Annotated in this window: 2 protein-coding genes; one reads left to right on the top strand and one right to left on the bottom strand. The window is 64.9% G+C overall.

Features of this window, described 5'->3' with window-relative positions:
- Positions 1-87 precede the first annotated feature (87 nt).
- Positions 88-1425: an omega-aminotransferase AptA gene (gene aptA / locus N181_RS08700; RefSeq protein ID WP_037403150.1), complete on the bottom strand. Its 1338-nt coding sequence runs from the start codon at positions 1423-1425 to the stop codon at positions 88-90.
- A 145-nt stretch (positions 1426-1570) separates the two neighbouring features.
- Here aptA and N181_RS08695 point away from each other — a divergent pair, with 145 nt between their 5' ends.
- Positions 1571-2119 carry a cupin domain-containing protein gene (locus N181_RS08695; RefSeq protein ID WP_014330317.1) on the top strand — a complete coding sequence of 183 codons (549 nt, stop codon included), beginning with the start codon at positions 1571-1573 and terminating at the stop codon, positions 2117-2119.
- Positions 2120-2239: the final 120 nt, after the last annotated feature.

Below are 2239 nucleotides of genomic sequence, written 5' to 3'. Positions count from 1 at the left end.
CCCCAGGCGTCGCAGACGTTGTGTGAATCCGATAGCCCTTGTGGGGAAGGGTTGGGGAGGGGTCTTGTCCCTCAAATATCCATCCGGTTACTTCGCCCGCTTCAGTGCCTCGCCGAGCACCGAGACGATCTCGGCGAAATGGCTCTTGTCGACGATCAGCGGCGGCGAGAAGGCGATGATGTCGCCGGTGACGCGGATCAGCAGCCCCTTCTCGAAGCAATCGACGAAGACGTCATAGGCGCGGGCGCCGGGCGCGCCGTCGCGCGACTTGAGCTCGATGCCGGCAATGAGGCCGATGGTGCGGATGTCGATGACATGCGGCAGGCCCTTCAGCGAATGCATCGCCTCGTGCCAGTCGTCCTGAAGCTCGGCGGCGCGGGTCATCAGGCCCTCGTCGCGATAGATGTCGAGCGTGGCGATGCCGGCGGCGCAGGCGGCCGGGTGACCGGAATAGGTATAGCCGTGGAAGAGCTCGATCTGGCCTTCCGGGCCGTGCATCAGCGCGTCGTGCACCTTGCGGCTGGCGAAGACCGCGCCCATCGGGATGGCGCCGTTGGTCAGCCCCTTGGCGGTGGTGACGAGGTCCGGCGTCACGCCGAAATAGTCGGTGGCGAAGGCGGCGCCGAGGCGGCCGAAGCCGGTGATCACCTCGTCGAAGATCAGCAGGATGCCGTGCCTGTCGCAGATGGCGCGAAGCCGCTCGAGATAACCCTTCGGCGGGATCAGCACGCCGGTCGAGCCGGCGACGGGCTCGACGATGCAGGCGGCGATCGTCTCGGCGCCGTGCAGCGCTACCAGCCTTTCGAGGTCGTCGGCGAGGTCGGCGCCATGGTCCGGCTGGCCCTTGACGAAGGCGTTCTTGGTAAGGTCATGGGTGTGGCGCAGGTGGTCGGAGCCCGGAAGCTGCGGGAAGACGCGGCGGTTGTTGAGGATGCCGCCGACGGATATGCCGCCGAAGCCGACGCCGTGGTAGCCGCGCTCGCGGCCGATGAGCCGGGTGCGGGTGCCCTGGCCGATCGAGCGCTGATAGGCGAGCGCGATCTTCAGCGCGGTGTCGACCGATTCCGAGCCGGAGCCGGTGAAGAACACCCGGTCGAGCTTCTGGCCCTCGGGACCCGGCGCGATCTCGGCGAGCCGCTCGGCGAAGTCGAAGGCGATCGGATGGCCCATCTGGAAGGAGGGGGCAAAGTCCATCGTCGTCAGCTGCCGTTCGACGGCGGCGGCGATCTGCCGGCGGCCATGGCCGGCATTGACGCACCAGAGACCGGCGGTGCCGTCGAGGATCCTGCGTCCGTCGACGCTGGTATAGTGCATGCCCTCGGCCGAGGCGAGCAGGCGGGGTGCCGCCTTGAACTGGCGGTTGGCGGTAAATGGCATCCAGTAGCTGTCGAGAACCGGGGTGTTGGGCTTGTTGTGGGCGTCCATGGCTTCCTCCTGTCAGGTGCGGGATTGACGCCATGATTTGAATTGCCGAACAAGTCCTTTTCTTTGGTCGACTAACCCATTGTATTTTCTATACGCTGTTTGATAGAATTTCGGTATTCTCAACAAGGACAACACGGAATCTGCGATGAGCGTCGATATCGGCAATCGCCTGCGGCATGTGCGGCTGATGCACAATCTCTCACAGCGCGAGCTCGCCAAGCGGGCGGGCGTCACCAACTCGACCATTTCGCTGATTGAATCGAACGCCTCGAACCCATCGGTCGGCGCCCTGAAGCGCATTCTCGACGGCATCCCGATCGGGCTCGCCGAGTTCTTCTCCTTCGAACCGGAAAGACCGCGCAAGGCCTTCTATGCGGCGGAGGAGCTTGTGGAGATCGGTAAGGGAGCGATTTCCTATCGGCAGATCGGCGACAATCTCTTCGGCCGCAGCCTGCAGATCCTCAAGGAGTGCTATCAGCCGGGGGCAGACACCGGCAAGGTGCCGCTGGTCCATGAAGGCGAAGAGGGCGGGATCGTGCTCTCCGGCCGGCTGGAGGTGACCGTCGACGACGAGCGGCGTATCCTTGGGCCGGGTGACGCCTATTACTTCGAGAGCCGGCGACCACACCGCTTCCGCTGCGTCGGGCCGGTGCCGTGCGAAGTGATCAGTGCCTGCACGCCGCCGACGTTTTGAGGTGCGTACTGGCGGAGGAGATGGTGTCGACGACGGCGCAAAGAATGCCCCTCCCCACCCCCTCCCCACAGGTGCTATCGGATTCACACAACGTCTGCGACGCCTGGGGAATGGGGGCGG

It is taken from the genome of Sinorhizobium fredii USDA 205 (assembly GCF_001461695.1).
GTDB classification, from domain to species: Bacteria; Pseudomonadota; Alphaproteobacteria; order Rhizobiales; family Rhizobiaceae; genus Sinorhizobium; species Sinorhizobium fredii.
Note: the sequence above shows the minus strand (reverse complement) of the source record. Positions and strands in the feature narration are given on the sequence as shown.

Excerpts from the sequence above, each read along its gene's own strand:
- aptA (WP_037403150.1), bottom strand. The coding sequence starts at position 1,425 with ATGGACGCCCACAACAAGCCCAACACCCCGGTTCTCGACAGCTACTGG.
- N181_RS08695 (WP_014330317.1), top strand. The coding sequence starts at position 1,571 with ATGAGCGTCGATATCGGCAATCGCCTGCGGCATGTGCGGCTGATGCAC.